Genomic DNA, 14,417 nt, shown 5'->3' with positions numbered 1-14,417 from the left:
GGCTGATATGATACACTCCGTGCCAGGTTATTTAGCATGCACTTTGAGTAACGAAATGCGGCTAAATAATGAACAAATCTTGTAATTTACTTTCAGGAGTCAATGTGACCGATAAATATACCAGCGTTGAAACGCAAGCAAGCTATGGTGTTGGTTTCCAAATGGGAGAGCAGCTTAAATCCAATCCGTTCGAAGGCCTGTCTCTAGATGCAGTACTCGATGGTCTGAGCGATGCGTTCAATGGTCAAGCCTCACAGGTTGATACCGACACGCTGCGCAACGCATTTGGTGAAATTCACCAACGCATGCAGGCTGCTAAAGCTGAGCAAAGCAAAGCGGTAATTGAAGAAGGTAACGCTTACCTTGCAAAAAATGCAGAACGTGATGAAGTTACGGTAACCGAAAGCGGTTTGCAATATGAAATTATTGAAGCTGGTGAAGGTGGCAAGCCTGCTGCAGACAGCACGGTTCGCGTTCATTATCACGGTACACTGATTGATGGTAGCGTATTTGACAGCTCTTACAAGCGCGGTCAGCCTGCAGAATTCCCAGTAAACGGTGTGATCCGCGGCTGGACTGAAGCACTGCAGTTAATGCCAGTAGGTGCAAAATGGAAACTGTACATTCCTTACGATCTGGCATACGGCGAACAGGGTGCAGGCGGCGCGATCGCCCCTTACTCTACGCTGGTATTCGATGTTGAGTTACTCGACATCCTGGGTTAATCCCCATGGCGGCAGTGTGTACACACTGTCGCTTCCTTCCTTCCTGCCTGTATGGCATCTTCACACGACATCTGCTCAGAGTTGTAAATGCCACAGACGCGATTACAATACGCGCACAATTATCAAAGGAAAAACTACTATGGTTATCAAGCCTAAAGTCAGAGGCTTTATCTGTACTAACGCACACCCAGCGGGTTGTGCTGCTTCAGTAGCAGAGCAAATTGATTATGTTCGTCAGCAGGGCGACCTTGGTGACGGCCCTAAAAATGTGTTGGTTATCGGTTGTTCTACCGGTTACGGCCTGGCGTCACGTATCACTTCCGCTTTTGGCTATGGTGCGAAAACCTTAGGTGTTTGTTTCGAAAAAGAACCGACTGAGCGCAAAACAGCGACAGCGGGCTGGTATAACACTGCAGCATTTCATCAGCAGGCTGCACAGAATGGTCTGTACGCAAAAACCTTAAATGGCGATGCCTTTTCAGATGAAATGAAAGCGCAGGTGATTGAACAAATTAAAACTGACTTGGGTTCTGTTGATCTGGTGATTTATTCACTGGCTTCTCCACGTCGTACCGACCCGGTAAGTGGCGATACCTTCAAGTCGACTTTGAAGCCGGTAGGCCAGGCCTATACCACTAAAACTTACGACACCGACAAAGATAAAGTGCACGATGTCACCCTGGAACCTGCCAACGATGAAGAAATTCACAACACCATCAAGGTGATGGGCGGTGAAGACTGGGAACGCTGGATGGATTTCCTCGGCGATGCCGGGGTGCTGGCTGAAGGTTGTAAGACCACGGCTTATACGTATATCGGTAAAGAATTGACTTGGCCTATCTATGGCCAGGCGACTATCGGTAAGGCGAAAGAAGATCTCGACCGTGCCGCCGCTGCCATTATCGGAAAGCACACTGATAAGCTGGTTGAAGCAAACGTGTCTTCATTAAAAGCACTGGTTACCCAGGCGAGTTCAGCGATTCCGGTTATGCCGCTTTACATTTCACTGATTTACAAAGTGATGAAAGAAGAAGGCACCCATGAAGGTTGTATTGAACAAATCTTTGGTTTGTACACAGAGTGCCTTTACGGTGAAACCGGTGCGGTAGACGAGGCGAATCGTTATCGTATGGATGGCAAGGAAACCAACGATGCCACCCAGGCGAAAATCAAGGCGCTGTGGGATCAGGTAACACAAGATAACTTCCATGAATTAAGCGATTACGCCGGATATCATCATGAGTTCCTGAAGTTATTTGGATTTGATATTCCAGGCGTCGATTACGAAGCCGACGTTGATACCGCGGTTAAATGGTAATCTGACAAAATTATAATAAAGCCGTCGATAGACGGCTTTTTTGCGTTTTACGTCAGAATATAGGCGTTAAGTCTTAGATTTAAATCACATTCAATGTGGTAGTATTTTCAGCCATTCCGAAGTATTGGCATCTGCCAGTGAATAGCGCGCTCACTTTCTGAGCAGTCAGGCCGAGATGGTCTACACTAGAAAAGCGCCTGACATCGCAGGTTGTTACCTGTGTATTGCAAAATTAACCTGCAGTTATATTAAAAATTAACAAATATTGTGGATTATCCATTATTTGCATAGCGTAACGCGTTGCGATGATGCTAAAATCCCGTAGTTAAGTAGAGGGCGTTTTATTCTCTGCTTCCGGTTTTTACTTCAACACCGCTTCAGTAGTAGCTATGGGGCTGGTTTCAGTAAAAACAACGGCCCTAATAATAAGATATTCTCGGCACGTATCGAGATTTACCACCAGAAACTGGTTGGTGAGAACGCTGCAACGGAAATTCAATAAAACTTTGGGTGACGGATACCTGATTAAGAAGTGCGCTTCTGCATGCAGGCAGCTCAGGCTGCAGTTATGCATAAGGGTTCTTCTATTAGAGTAGTGCGATTACGTATGATAAAAATCAAGAAAGGTCTCGACCTCCCTATCAAGGGAGCGCCGCAACAGCAAATCTCCGATGGAGCTGCTGTCACGCGCGTTGCCGTTCTGGGAGAAGAATATGTTGGCATGCGTCCTACCATGCATGTCCAAGTTGGTGACAAAGTAGCTAAAGGCCAGATTCTTTTTGAAGATAAAAAGAATCCAGGCGTGAAGTTCACTGCACCGGCTGCGGGCGAAGTGGTAGAAGTAAACCGCGGCGCCAAACGTGTTCTTCAATCTGTTGTAGTTAAAATCGAAGGCAGCGAAGCTGTTACTTTCGATAAAATTGCTGCAGACCAGATCGCTAACGCTTCCAAGGAACAACTGCAAACTTCACTGGTAGACTCCGGTCTGTGGACTGCTTTACGCACCCGTCCATTCAGTAAAGTGCCAGCGGTAGGTTCTACTCCTTCATCCATCTTTGTTAACGCAATGGATACCAACCCACTGGCTGCAGATCCTGCAGTAATCATCGCTGAGCGTAGCGACGATTTTGTTGCTGGCTTAAAAGTGCTTAAGCAACTGTCAGGCGGCAAGGTATACGTGTGTAAAGCAGCAGGTGCTTCAGTATCTACCGGCGACGCAGCCGTTGAAGTTGAAGAGTTCGGTGGTCCACACCCGGCAGGCCTCGCTGGTACGCACATTCATTACTTAGATTCGGCAGGTGCGAAGAAAATCGTCTGGTCAATTAACTACCAGGACGTATTAGCTTTCGGCGCATTTGTTACTACGGGTGAAGTTGATAACCGTCGCGTTGTTTCTCTGGCTGGTCCTGCAGCGAAAAATCCTCGCCTGGTACGTACGTTACTGGGTGCAGATATCGCTGAACTGACTGCCGGCGAGCTTAACGATGGTGAAGTGCGCACGGTTTCTGGTTCTGTATTGAACGGTACCACTGCACGCGGTGTTCATGGTTTCCTTGGTCGCTATCACCTACAGGTGTCTGCACTGATGGAAGGTCGTGAGAAGAAATTCCTTGGCTGGATCACTCCTGGTTCAGACAAGCACTCAGTTACCCGTGCTTATCTGGGTCACCTGGGTAGCAAAGATTTCGACATGACTACCACTACCAACGGTTCAGAACGTTCTATGGTACCAATCGGTAACTACGAGCGTGTTATGCCTCTGGATATTCTTCCAACACTGTTACTGCGTGACCTGATTGCAGGCGACACCGACAGTGCTCAGGCTATGGGTTGTTTGGAGTTGGACGAAGAAGATTTAGCGCTGTGTACCTATGTGTGCCCTGGCAAATACAGCTACGGTCCAATTCTGCGTAACTGTCTGACCACTATTGAGAAAGAGGGTTAAGTCATGGGTTTAAAAGCCTATCTGGAAAAAATCGAACCAAATTTCGAGCCAGGTGGAAAGTACGAAAAGTGGTATGCCCTGTACGAAGCAGCTGCAACCATCTTCTACACTCCTGGTATGGTTAACAAAGCCGGTACACACGTACGTGACAGTATCGATCTGAAACGCATCATGATTATGGTGTGGATCGCGACTTTCCCGGCAATGTTCTTCGGTATGTATAACATCGGCCTGCAAGCGCAAGACGCTATTGCTGGCGGTGCATCTCTGCCAGATTCATGGCAGGCTGGCCTGTTCACTGCGCTGGGCGGCGATATCGCTAACGCCAGTGGCCTGGGTCTGTTCTTCTACGGTGCCTGCTTCTGGTTGCCTATCTACGCGGTAACGTTCGCGGTAGGTGGTTTCTGGGAAGTACTGTTTGCTTCTGTACGTAAGCACGAAGTAAACGAAGGCTTCTTCGTAACATCTGTACTGTTCGCACTGACAATGCCAGCTACTGTGCCTCTGTGGCAGGTTGCACTGGGTATTACCTTCGGTGTGGTTATCGCTAAAGAAGTCTTTGGTGGTACAGGTCGTAACTTCCTTAATCCTGCTCTGGCAGGTCGTGCATTCCTTTACTTCGCATATCCAGCAGCAATGTCTGGTGACAAAGTATGGGTAGCGGCTGACGGTTACTCAGGTGCAACTACCCTGGGTCAAGCGGCAACGACTGGCTACGACTTCTCTGATACAGCGGCATGGTGGGATCACTTCTTTGGTTTCATTCAAGGCTCTTCAGGTGAAACGTCAACCTTAGCAATTATGCTGGGTGGCCTGTTTATCATCTACATGCGCATTGCCAGCTGGCGAATTGTTGCGGGTGTAGCGGTGGGTGTAGCGTTCTTCGCAACCTTACTGAACATGATCGGCAGCGACACCAACCCAATGTTTGCAATGCCTGCGCACTGGCACTTTGTTGTCGGCGGTCTGGCTTTCGCAATGTTCTTCATGGCGACTGATCCGGTATCTGCATCATTTACCAATCAAGGTAAGTGGGCTTACGGTATCTTCATCGGTTTCATGACCGTACTTGTTCGTGTGCTTAACCCGGCCTTCCCAGAAGGTGTAATGTTGGCAATTCTGTTCGCCAACCTGTGGGCACCACTGTTCGACTATTTCGTCGCGCAAAGCAATATTAAGCGGAGGGTAGCTCGTGTCGGCTAAGAAAGAAACTTTAGGTAAAACAGTTGGCGTTGTTGTTGCCGTCTGTCTGGTTTGTTCCATTATCGTATCAGGTGCTGCGGTAGGTCTGCGCTCTCAGCAGCAAGCTAACGCTAAGCTCGATAAGCAAACTAACATTCTGACTGCTGCTGGCCTTTACAAAATGGGCATGAGCAGTGACGAAATCGATGCAACGTTTAAAGAGTTCGTGCAAACGCGCTATGTTGATTTAAGCACTGGTGAATTCACTGAAAAGCCGTCTGAAGACTACGACATGTACAAAGCGGCGAAAGAAGACGAAACCAGCATCAAGGTTGAAGGCAGCAATGTTGGCTTCCAGCGACGTGCGAAAGTAGCGAGTGTCTACCTGGTTGAAGACGAAGCTGGTGATGTTTCCCGCGTGATCCTGCCTGTTCACGGTAGTGGTCTGTGGGATCTGATGTACGGTTTCCTGGCTGTTAAAGCTGATGGCCAGACTGTGAAAGAGCTTATTTATTATCAGCAAAAAGAAACGCCAGGACTTGGCGGTGAAGTGCAGAATCCATCCTGGCAAGCGAAGTGGGATGGTAAGAAGCTGTATAAAGACGGCGATGTGGCTATTGAGGTTAAGAAAAACGCTAACCCTGAAAACCCATACTCTGTTGACGCACTTTCCGGCGCGACCCTGACCAGTAACGGTGTTGAAAACACCATCCAATACTGGGTAGGTGAGCAGGGCTTCGGTCCTTTCCTTAAGAAACAAGCATGGCGTTCATAAAGGATACTTATCGTGGCTGACACTAAAGAAATGAAAAAGGTCCTCTTTGGACCGATTCTCGACAACAACCCAATCGCCCTGCAGGTACTTGGTATCTGTTCAGCACTGGCGATTACTACCAAGCTGGAAACGGCTCTGGTTATGGCTCTGGCTCTAACCAGCGTAACGGCGTTCTCTAACTTGTTTATTTCCGCCATCCGGAATCAAATTCCTTCAAGTGTGCGGATTATTATCCAGATGACCATCATTGCGTCTCTGGTAATCGTGGTTGACCAGATTCTGAAAGCTTACTCTTATGAGATATCTAAGCAGCTTTCGGTGTTCGTAGGTCTGATTATTACCAACTGTATCGTAATGGGTCGTGCAGAAGCGTATGCGATGAAGAGTCCACCGTTGATGAGCTTCTTAGACGGTATTGGTAATGGTCTGGGTTACTCCTTCATTCTGATTTGTATCGGTACAGTGAAAGAACTGTTCGGCTTCGGCACCATCTTAGGTTTCGAAATTCTGCCTCTGGTACAAAACGGTGGCTGGTATCAGGCAAACGGCCTGCTTATCCTGCCTTTCAGCTCATTCTTCCTGATCGGCGGTATGGTGTGGATTCTGCGCACCCTGCGTCCTGAACAGGTTGAGCCTAAGGAGTAATAGTCATGGAACATTATCTGTCTTTATTTGTTCGTTCGATTTTTATCGAAAATATGGCGCTGTCATTGTTCTTGGGTATGTGTACGTTTCTGGCCGTATCCAAGAAAGTTAAAACAGCGATGGGTCTGGGTGTAGCGGTTATCGTGGTACTGGGTATTTCTGTACCGGTTAACCAGATCATCTATGTAAACATCCTGGCTCCTGGCGCACTGAAATGGGCTGGCTTCCCTGATGCTGACCTGAGCTTCCTGAACTTCCTGACCTTCATCGGCGTTATCGCTGCATTGGTTCAGATTCTGGAAATGGCGCTGGATAAGTTCTTCCCTGCACTTTACAACGCACTGGGTATCTTCCTGCCTCTGATCACAGTTAACTGTGCAATCTTCGGTGGTGTTGCATTCGCGGTTCAACGTGAATACAGCCTGGGTGAGAGCTTCGTGTATGGTGTTGGTAGCGGTATGGGCTGGGCGTTGGCAATTGTGTTGCTGGCGGCTGTTCGCGAAAAACTGAAGTACGCTGATATGCCTGATGGTATTCGTGGTCTGGGCTCTGTGTTCATGATCGCGGGTCTGATGGCGTTAGGCTTCCAGTCTTTCACTGGTATCGCGCTGTAATAACGCAAAGGAGCATATAAATGAGTATTGAAATGTTACTTGGCGTTGGCATGTTTATTGTCATCGTTCTGGCACTGGTATTTATTATCATGTTTGCCAAATCTAAGTTGGTACCAAGCGGTGACGTAACTATCATGATCAACGACGATCCTGAGAAAGCGATTACTACTCAGCCTGGCGGCAAGCTGTTAGGCGCGCTGGCAGAAGCGGGTATCTTCGTATCATCTGCTTGTGGTGGCGGTGGTTCTTGTGGCCAGTGTCGTGTAGACATCAAAGAAGGTGGTGGTGAGATTCTGCCTACCGAACTTGATCACATCACTAAGCGTGAAGCCCGTGAAGGTTGCCGTCTGTCATGTCAGGTTGCGATTAAGCAAGACATGAAGATTGAGCTTGAAGAAGAAATCTTTGGTGTTAAGAAGTGGGATTGTGAAGTTATCTCTAACGACAACAAAGCAACCTTCATCAAAGAGCTTAAGCTTAAGATCCCTAACGGTGAAAGCGTACCTTTCCGAGCTGGTGGTTACATCCAGATTGAAGCACCTGCTCACCACGTGAAATACAAGGATTACGATATTCCTGAAGAGTATCGTGCCGACTGGGAGCGTTTTGGTTTCTTCGACATCGAATCTAAAGTTGATGACGAGACCATCCGTGCTTACTCAATGGCGAACTACCCGGAAGAAGAAGGTATTATTATGCTGAACGTGCGTATCGCTACGCCGCCGCCTAATAATCTGTCTCTGCCTGCGGGTAAGATGTCTTCTTACATCTGGAGCCTGAAAGAAGGTGATAAAGCGACTATCTCTGGTCCGTTCGGTGAATTCTTCGCGAAAGAGACTGACGCAGAAATGGTATTCATCGGTGGTGGTGCAGGTATGGCGCCAATGCGTTCGCATATCTTCGACCAGCTTCGTCGACTGAAATCAACCCGTAAGATTTCATTCTGGTACGGTGCCCGTTCACTGCGCGAAATGTTCTACGTAGAAGATTTCGATGAGCTGGCCAAAGAGAATGATAACTTCGATTGGCACGTCGCACTGTCTGATGCGCAGCCTGAAGATAACTGGACTGGTGCAACAGGGTTCATCCACAACGTATTGTTGGAAAACTACCTGAAAGACCACCCAGCACCGGAAGACTGTGAATTCTACATGTGTGGTCCTCCTGTGATGAACGCAGCTGTTATTAACATGCTGAAAGATCTTGGGGTAGAAGACGAAAATATCATGCTTGATGACTTTGGTGGTTAATCAGCAAACGGTATAATTGAAAAGGGGGCTTGGCCCCCTTTTTTAGTCGATAAAGGATAACAAGTGATTAGTCAGTATTTGCGGATTGGTATCGTTTTTCTTGCTGGTCTGCTTCTGAGCGCCTGTGCTCAGGAAGCAAAACAGGTTGTTCATCTTCATGGCAACACCATGGGGACAACCTACAATGTAAAGTATGTGATTGATGAACGCGGACAAGTTGAGGGTCTGCAGGATGAGATCGACGCACGATTGGTAGAAATCAATAAGCTGATGTCTACCTACGACCCAACGTCAGAATTATCTCGCTTCAATCAGAATCGTTACACAACGCCTGTAGCTCTGAGTGCTGAAACAACGAAAGTAGTGAATGAAGCGCTGAGACTCGGCGAGCTCAGTCACGGTGTATTGGATGTAACGGTAGGCCCGTTGGTAAACCTGTGGGGTTTTGGTCCGAATAAGCGCCCTGAAAAAGTACCTAGCGAAGAGCAAATTGCAGAAGTGCGCGCCTATGTGGGTCTTGATAAAATAAATATGACGCCGGATGGATTGCGTAAGTTGCACCCAATGGTTTACGTGGACTTGTCGACCATTGCTAAAGGCTATGGTGTTGACCAGGTTGCGGAAATCATGGAGAAGAATAACTTACATGATTATCTGGTAGAAATCGGCGGCGAAATGCGCGTGAAGGGCGAACGGGGCAATGGTGAGGAATGGTTAATAGCCATTGAGAAACCCGTGTCAACGGAACGCTCTGTACAGAAAATTGTCTCAGTGGGTACCAATGCAATTGCAACGTCGGGTGACTATCGCAATTACTATGAGATGGATGGCAAACGCTATTCGCATTTGATTGACCCGCGCACCGGAGCGCCGATCACGCACAATCTAGTGTCGGTTACCGTGGTGCATCCGTCATCGATGACAGCCGATGGTTTAGCTACGGCATTTAACGTGATGGGTTGGGATGAAGCAAAAGCGCTTGCGGAGAAAGAGGATTTAGCCGTATTTCTGATCAAACGAACGAAAGACGGATTTGAAGAATATGCTTCGCCACAGTTCGATGAAATCGTTGAAGTGAAAAATTAGGAGTCGTTAACTATGTCCACCTTTATTCTCGCATTCGTATTCTTTCTCGCCATGGTGATGGCCATGGGTGTTGGATACATGGTGCAAAAGAAGTCAATCGCCGGTAGTTGCGGCGGGTTAGGTGCGCTGGGTATTGAAAAGGCCTGTGATTGCCCGGAGCCTTGCGACCGGAAAAAAGCGCGCATGGAAAGAGAAGAAGCCCGTCAGAAGAAAATTTCGGAATGGAAAGACAACCAGATCCTGTAATGAGTACGCTGAATTAACAGTGTAAAGAAAGGCCGGTAGATCTTGTACCGGCCTTTTTTATTCTACGAGAGGTTGGGATTACTCGTAAGAATAGCTCATGGTTACATTGCTATAGGTGCTATATGCGCGCAGTCCGATATGCCATGTTCCTGCTTCAGGTACAGTGAAAGTACATACTTCGTTGTTGCCACTCTTATATGGGCGACAATTATACGCACTGGTCGTTGGCTGAGAACCGTAACGAACGTAGAGGTCTGCATCACCACTGCCACCGGCAATCTGAATGGTCATGGTGGAAACGCCAGCAGGGATGGTCCAGGTGTATCGATCCCAGGCTGAACGTGAACCAGAAAGACCAGTAAGCTGACCCGATACCGGTTCTACACCAGGTTCAGTTGGCGTACCACCGCCACCACCACTGCCATCACAACCATTATTGTTCAGGTAGCTGTTGGCTTCTCCCACACGAACCAGACCATAGCCATAATAATTATCACGACCTGCGCTGCCACGATCTTCTGCTGTTGCATTTAATGCATTACGGATTTGACTTGCACTACATTGAGGATGAAAACTCCATACCAGCGCAGCGGCGCCAGCCACATGGGGCGTCGCCATTGAGGTGCCGCTTAATGTAGCATAACTGCTTGAAGGATAGGTTGAATAGACTGAGCTTCCTGGCCCAGAAATCTCCACTTGAGGATTGTATTGCGAATAGCTTGCGCGGTTCTTTCCTGAATCAACGGCTGCAACAGAGACAACTGCATCATAAGACGCGGGATAGGAGAGTGAACTGTTACCGTCATTACCGGCAGCAGCAACCAGCAGCATGTTGTCATCAACAAAACCCTGCATCGCGTTGGCTTCTGCTGACGATGAACCCGCTCCGCCTAAACTCATGTTTACCACGTCGGCGCCAGCATCCTGACATTGGTCGATGGCGGTGATGATATCTGAAGCGTAAGTCCAACTGCCGCTATCATCAAAAATCTTCACAATGTGTAAGTTTACGCCGGGATAAACACCAATCACGCCCTCTGTGTTGTCGTAGGCAGCAATGGTGCCTGCCACGTGTGTGCCATGACCATTACCGTCGTTATACCAGTTGCCAACCGCACTGTTATTCCCCTGGCCGGTAACACCGTCATTTTGACCGGGAAGATCGGGATGCCCAAGATTGTAGCCTGTGTCGATAATACACACTTTACGGGCACTGGTATCAGACTGGAACAGTTGGTTTGCCTGAACCATGTTGTAACCGTAAGGCGTGGTCTGCGCCATCAGGTGACGTTTTGGATCGGGAGCAACCTCAATGTCTTTGTTTTTCATAAGTGCATTGAGTGCTTTCTTGTTAAGCGTTACCGACGCCATACCATGGCGTGACATCACTTTATGCGTTTTACCACCTACACGCTGAATAGCCGATTTCACTGATGCTACTGACATCGCCCGCGGATTGGCTTTGCTGGTAGTCTCTAAGCCAGATTCTGTTTCTTCAGCAATACCTGCCTTGAAGGTCACAATATAGCGCTCTTCCGCGCCACCCCTTGCATTACGCTGGAGCCCCCGAAGTTCTTTCAAATCTAATGGTGTTAGGGGCGATGACGCTACCTTGATCGGACCTGCGTCGCTGGTTTCCGTGATCGCATTCGCCGACAGAGCAATTAAGCTTAATGACGTTGCAATAAGGGTTTTGGTTGGAAATGTGTATGATTTGGACATTTATTTTCCTGTCTTGTCGTTATTTTTTCCCACTCGCTCTCTGCGGAGCGCTACTTCGGGGTGTTTAACCGGCCTGTGCACGCCATTTCAGATGGCTTTATTGTTTTTCCTTTGCCGTTCCGTCGACTAAAAAATCGGCTAAATGAAACGGCGATACGCAAGCGTTGTAAAAGCTACTTTTGCTAAGCAGCACGAAATCTATACTACGGATAGGTGGGGGCTGTAACGTATAACCTCGCATAATCTCGTATCGGAATAGACACGTAATGCGCGGGTGAGTATTTTGCTGCGAGATACAGCAACAGGGCGGTACAGGCAGATAGGCGTCACTTAATATTTAAATTCATAAAAATGAAATAAAAACAGATTTATAGGTGGCGTGGATAAATTTTCAGAAATTTTTTAGCAAGGGCGGAATAATACTTTGCAAAAAATCTGCTTTATTCAGCAAAGAGAAGAGGAGTATTAGAGCAGACCAATTAAACACTTTCATTGCTGGCAATTTTCGTTAAAATGCTGTGTATGTATACAGTATGGTGGCGATGTGCGGAAAATCATTCACGTTGATATGGATTGCTTCTACGCGGCAGTTGAGATGCGTGATAATCCGTCGTTAACCCATAAGCCAATAGCTATTGGCGGCAGCTCTGATCGCCGTGGAGTTATTTCTACCTGTAACTACCCTGCGCGTAAATACGGTGTACGTTCGGCTATGGCTACCGCTTATGCGAAACGTTTGTGCCCTGATCTCATTCTCGTACCTGGCCGCATGGATGTTTACGTTAGAGAAAGCCAGAAAATCCGCGAAATATTCAACGATTACACCGATCTCATCGAACCCTTATCACTCGATGAAGCCTACCTTGATGTCACACACACGCGGCTGTTTAATGGCAGCGCCACGTTAATCGCTGAAGATATTCGCCGGCGAATCAAGCAGGAGTTGAATCTAACCGCGTCCGCTGGTGTCGCTCCCTGTAAATTTGTAGCCAAAGTGGCCAGTGATGAAAACAAGCCCGATGGTCTGTGTGTGATTACGCCGGACAAACTCGACAGTTTCGTTCGTGCCATGCCATTAGCTAAAATTCCCGGGGTAGGCAAGGTGACGCAACAAAAGTTGCAGCGCTTGGGTTTGCATAATTGTGCTGACGTGCGGGAATACCCCTTCGAGCGTTTGCAAAAGGAGCTGGGAAAATTTGGTACCGTGTTGTGGAATCGTGCTCACGGCATTGATGATCGTGATGTTAATACCACTCGGGAGCGCAAATCCATTGGTGTTGAACGTACCTTTAGCACAGATTTACACTCGCTGGAGGAGTGCCGAGACGTTATCCCTGCGTTGTGGGAGAAAATGCAGCAACGAATAGCGTCACATTTACAGAAATCTGGCGCAAAACGCTGCCTCATACGCTCGCAGGGTGTTAAGCTAAAATTCCAGGATTTTCAACAGACCACAGTAGAGCACCGGCATCACGATATCGAAGCGCCTTTCTTTTATGAACTGCTCGACGAAGCCTGGCAGCGTTCGAGGGGAAGAGGTGTGAGGCTGGTGGGTATTCATATTGGTCTGGCTGACGGAACATCTGTTGAACAATTAAAGCTACCTTTGGAGGATGACTAAGGTGCCAAACAGCATTAAACCCGGAACTTATCAGCATTATAAAGGCAACTTTTATACTGTAATTGGTGTGGCTACCCATTCTGAAGACGAAACCAAATTGGTCGTCTATCGCCCCGAATACGGCGACAGAGCGTTGTGGGTAAGACCACTGGAGATGTTTGTTGAGAATGTAGAGGTTGATGGCGACGCTGTACCGAGATTTCGTTATATTGACGAGCATAATCCGGACTAACGGATACCGTTGAAGCGACATCAGGTAAACCTGAACTGCAAATGCACTGTTCGTTTGTAAGCTGCGTATCTGTCACAACACACATAAACAGGGAAAGAAGATGATATTTCCAGTTAAACAAAAAATTAATTCGCTGATAGCGGCAGCCACGCTTATTGGCTGCACAGGTGGCGCAATCGCTCAGGATTTTGATAACGTTAAAATAAAAGATACGCCGCTGCGCGGTTCAGTGCATATGTTTGAAGGCGCCGGTGGCAATATCGGCGTATCTGCCGGTGAAGACGGTATTCTCATTATTGATGATCAGTTTGCGCCGCTGGCTGAAAAGATTGCGGCCGCGCTGAAAGAATTGGGTAACGATGCACCAAAATATCTGGTAAACACCCATTTCCACGGTGACCACACTGGCGCCAACGCATTCTTCCACGACCATAAAGACAGCACAATTTTCGCCCACGAAAATGTGCGTGTTCGTCTGGCGTCAGATGAAAAAGTCGCTCCGGGCGCGTTGCCCGTGGTGACGTTCGCGGATGGCATTACCATTCATTTTAATAACGAAACCCTCAACGTTTTTCACCTCGAACACGGTCATACCGATGGCGATAGTGTGGTGTGGTTTAAAGAGCCCAATGTCATGCACACCGGTGATCTGTTCTTCAATAAACGATTTCCGTTTATTGATTTAAGTTCCGGTGGCAGCGTTGATGGATACGTGGCGGCGGTGAAAACCTTACTGGGTAAAATTGATGACGATACCATTATTATTCCCGGTCATGGCCCGTTGGCAGACAAAGCTGACTACGAAAACTTTCTCGCAATGATTGAAGAAACCCGCAGCACGGTAGAGAAAATGAAAGCGGATGGACTCACTCAGGAGCAGGCAATTGAGAAAGGCCTGGGTAGCCAGTGGGACAGTTGGAGCTGGAACTTTATCAGTACAGAAAAGTGGATAAAAACACTTTGGTAATCTTATCTGAAGGAGGCGTAAAGCCTCCTTTTTTGTTTGCCCAGCGAAGCTGGCAAACCCGTCAGGTTGAAAGAAACCTGAATCACCCT

At 47.8% G+C, this 14,417-nt stretch carries 14 protein-coding genes; 13 read left to right on the top strand and 1 reads right to left on the bottom strand.

The annotated features are described in order from the left end of the window. Positions 1-68 precede the first annotated feature (68 nt). The 10 genes from bamJ (at position 69) to nqrM (ending at position 9,786) form a co-directional block, all read left to right on the top strand. Complete coding sequence (gene bamJ, locus BFC18_RS10225) at positions 69-725, top strand: BamJ family beta-barrel-assembly machinery protein (protein ID WP_211481025.1); 657 nt, start codon at positions 69-71, stop codon at positions 723-725. 139 nt (positions 726-864) lie between these two features. After that, a complete protein-coding gene (gene fabV / locus BFC18_RS10220) occupies positions 865-2,043 on the top strand; it encodes an enoyl-ACP reductase FabV (protein WP_070125461.1) in 1,179 nt (392 codons plus the stop codon). A 607-nt stretch (positions 2,044-2,650) separates the two neighbouring features. Further along, positions 2,651-3,988: a Na(+)-translocating NADH-quinone reductase subunit A gene (locus tag BFC18_RS10215; RefSeq protein ID WP_070125460.1), complete on the top strand. Its 1,338-nt coding sequence runs from the start codon at positions 2,651-2,653 to the stop codon at positions 3,986-3,988. A gap of 3 nt (positions 3,989-3,991) precedes the next feature. Continuing rightward, positions 3,992-5,191: an NADH:ubiquinone reductase (Na(+)-transporting) subunit B gene (locus BFC18_RS10210; protein WP_070125459.1), complete on the top strand. Its 1,200-nt coding sequence runs from the start codon at positions 3,992-3,994 to the stop codon at positions 5,189-5,191. After that, entirely contained in the window at positions 5,181-5,945 is a 765-nt protein-coding gene (locus tag BFC18_RS10205; protein WP_070125458.1) for a Na(+)-translocating NADH-quinone reductase subunit C, read from the top strand. The genes BFC18_RS10210 and BFC18_RS10205 overlap by 11 nt, the downstream gene beginning before the upstream one ends. 12 nt (positions 5,946-5,957) lie before the next feature. Beyond that, on the top strand, positions 5,958-6,590 hold the full coding sequence (locus BFC18_RS10200) for an NADH:ubiquinone reductase (Na(+)-transporting) subunit D (protein ID WP_070125457.1): 633 nt from the start codon (positions 5,958-5,960) through the stop codon (positions 6,588-6,590). A 5-nt stretch (positions 6,591-6,595) separates the two neighbouring features. Next, complete coding sequence (gene nqrE / locus BFC18_RS10195; protein WP_070125456.1) at positions 6,596-7,204, top strand: NADH:ubiquinone reductase (Na(+)-transporting) subunit E; 609 nt, start codon at positions 6,596-6,598, stop codon at positions 7,202-7,204. A gap of 20 nt (positions 7,205-7,224) precedes the next feature. Then, a complete protein-coding gene (gene nqrF / locus BFC18_RS10190) occupies positions 7,225-8,454 on the top strand; it encodes an NADH:ubiquinone reductase (Na(+)-transporting) subunit F (protein ID WP_070125455.1) in 1,230 nt (409 codons plus the stop codon). 63 nt (positions 8,455-8,517) lie between these two features. Next, positions 8,518-9,540 (top strand): FAD:protein FMN transferase, encoded by a 1,023-nt coding sequence (locus BFC18_RS10185; RefSeq protein ID WP_070125454.1) that lies wholly within the window; start codon positions 8,518-8,520, stop codon positions 9,538-9,540. A gap of 12 nt (positions 9,541-9,552) precedes the next feature. After that, positions 9,553-9,786, top strand: coding sequence for a (Na+)-NQR maturation NqrM (gene nqrM, locus BFC18_RS10180; RefSeq protein ID WP_070125453.1), 234 nt, complete (start codon positions 9,553-9,555; stop codon positions 9,784-9,786). A gap of 78 nt (positions 9,787-9,864) precedes the next feature. Here the strand turns inward: nqrM and BFC18_RS10175 are convergent, their stop codons facing one another. Further along, positions 9,865-11,508, bottom strand: coding sequence for a S8 family serine peptidase (locus BFC18_RS10175; protein ID WP_070125452.1), 1,644 nt, complete (start codon positions 11,506-11,508; stop codon positions 9,865-9,867). 544 nt (positions 11,509-12,052) lie between these two features. Between BFC18_RS10175 and dinB the strand changes: the two genes are divergently transcribed. The 3 genes from dinB (at position 12,053) to BFC18_RS10160 (ending at position 14,328) form a co-directional block, all read left to right on the top strand. Next, positions 12,053-13,129 (top strand): DNA polymerase IV, encoded by a 1,077-nt coding sequence (gene dinB / locus BFC18_RS10170; RefSeq protein ID WP_083273011.1) that lies wholly within the window; start codon positions 12,053-12,055, stop codon positions 13,127-13,129. Position 13,130: 1 nt separating this feature from the next. After that, positions 13,131-13,361 carry a DUF1653 domain-containing protein gene (locus tag BFC18_RS10165; RefSeq protein ID WP_245680368.1) on the top strand — a complete coding sequence of 77 codons (231 nt, stop codon included), beginning with the start codon at positions 13,131-13,133 and terminating at the stop codon, positions 13,359-13,361. Between the two features lie 100 nt (positions 13,362-13,461). Continuing rightward, the gene (locus tag BFC18_RS10160) at positions 13,462-14,328 is read left to right on the top strand and encodes an MBL fold metallo-hydrolase (RefSeq protein WP_070125449.1); all 867 of its coding nucleotides are present in this window, start codon (positions 13,462-13,464) and stop codon (positions 14,326-14,328) included. Positions 14,329-14,417: the final 89 nt, after the last annotated feature.

Origin of the sequence: Alteromonas confluentis, assembly GCF_001757105.1 — a bacterium.
GTDB classification, from domain to species: Bacteria; Pseudomonadota; Gammaproteobacteria; order Enterobacterales; family Alteromonadaceae; genus Alteromonas; species Alteromonas confluentis.
This window is presented reverse-complemented; position numbering and strand designations above follow the sequence as displayed.

What these genes read in the sequence shown, in the direction of transcription:
- BFC18_RS10210 (WP_070125459.1), top strand. Translation starts at nt 3,992, where the DNA reads ATGGGTTTAAAAGCCTATCTGGAAAAAATCGAACCAAATTTCGAGCCA.
- BFC18_RS10175 (WP_070125452.1), bottom strand. Translation starts at nt 11,508, where the DNA reads ATGTCCAAATCATACACATTTCCAACCAAAACCCTTATTGCAACGTCA.
- nqrE (WP_070125456.1), top strand. Translation starts at nt 6,596, where the DNA reads ATGGAACATTATCTGTCTTTATTTGTTCGTTCGATTTTTATCGAAAAT.
- BFC18_RS10160 (WP_070125449.1), top strand. Translation starts at nt 13,462, where the DNA reads ATGATATTTCCAGTTAAACAAAAAATTAATTCGCTGATAGCGGCAGCC.
- nqrF (WP_070125455.1), top strand. Translation starts at nt 7,225, where the DNA reads ATGAGTATTGAAATGTTACTTGGCGTTGGCATGTTTATTGTCATCGTT.
- nqrM (WP_070125453.1), top strand. Translation starts at nt 9,553, where the DNA reads ATGTCCACCTTTATTCTCGCATTCGTATTCTTTCTCGCCATGGTGATG.
- bamJ (WP_211481025.1), top strand. Translation starts at nt 69, where the DNA reads ATGAACAAATCTTGTAATTTACTTTCAGGAGTCAATGTGACCGATAAA.
- BFC18_RS10215 (WP_070125460.1), top strand. Translation starts at nt 2,651, where the DNA reads ATGATAAAAATCAAGAAAGGTCTCGACCTCCCTATCAAGGGAGCGCCG.
- fabV (WP_070125461.1), top strand. Translation starts at nt 865, where the DNA reads ATGGTTATCAAGCCTAAAGTCAGAGGCTTTATCTGTACTAACGCACAC.